The organism is Micromonospora sp. DT4, from assembly GCF_049841675.1.
Lineage (GTDB): Bacteria > Actinomycetota > Actinomycetes > Mycobacteriales > Micromonosporaceae > Micromonospora.
Map to the genome: position 1 here is coordinate 1 of NZ_JBNCKT010000327.1, position 800 is coordinate 800.

Genomic DNA, 800 nt, shown 5'->3' on the forward strand with positions numbered 1-800 from the left:
GCCCTTGACACGATCTTCACATTCCCCATCTCGGTGTCTCCTTCGTTCGGAGTTACACCGTTTTAACGACACACCCTCGACTCGGACGATCCGGTGGTGGACGGACGCGGCGCGATGCAGGAGGACTGGGCGATGTGGCTCGGGCTGGTCCGCGGCCGCCGATGGCGGATGCGGCACCTGGACGTGGCCACGACGGTGTACCACCGGATCCCCGCCGCAGCGTCGATGACCGGCGCCGCCGCCGCGACGGTCGCGGGGGTACGCCGGTTCGCCGCCGGGCACCGGCTGCTGCACCAGCGGTGGCCCGTCGAGGCGGACAGCCGGGCCGGACAGGCACGGTGGATGCCGCACCGCCTGTTGAGAGTCGTGGTCTTGCTCGCGGGTGCTGACCCGGGCGTAGCCGACGCGGATGCGGTTGTGCGGGCGTGACGGGGCGGTGGTGGCGCGGGCGGGGGCTTGGGTCATGTCGCCGATCGTTCCGGGAACGTCCTGTATCCCGGCTTGGACACGCCGGTTTTGGGACGGGTTTCGGGACTCGCTGTCCTGGGCGAACGCCCCGCAGGGTTGATCTTGCCGGGTCGTCCCGGAAGGGAGTGTTTCCGGGACGGGTGACGCCCACCTCGGGGTCCGGCCAGGGTAAGGGCAAAGCGGCCATGAGTGGATCTTGAATGGTGTTTCGGCTGTTCCGCGGCCTGGGTCGGCTGCCGTATTAGTTGAGATCACTTTTGTTGCAGTCGAAGATTGCGTTACTTAGTGTGATGAGTTGTGTATTTTTGTCGGGGTGCTGTGGTGCGAGGTTG

The 800-nt window shown here is 66.6% G+C and carries 1 protein-coding gene; it reads left to right on the forward strand.

Annotated features, from left to right (window positions below; all coding sequences use genetic code 11):
• The first annotated feature begins 96 nt into the window (after positions 1–96).
• On the forward strand, positions 97–429 hold the full coding sequence (locus tag ACLQ24_RS29930) for a hypothetical protein (RefSeq protein ID WP_425895087.1): 333 nt from the start codon (positions 97–99) through the stop codon (positions 427–429).
• The last annotated feature ends 371 nt before the right edge of the window (positions 430–800 follow it).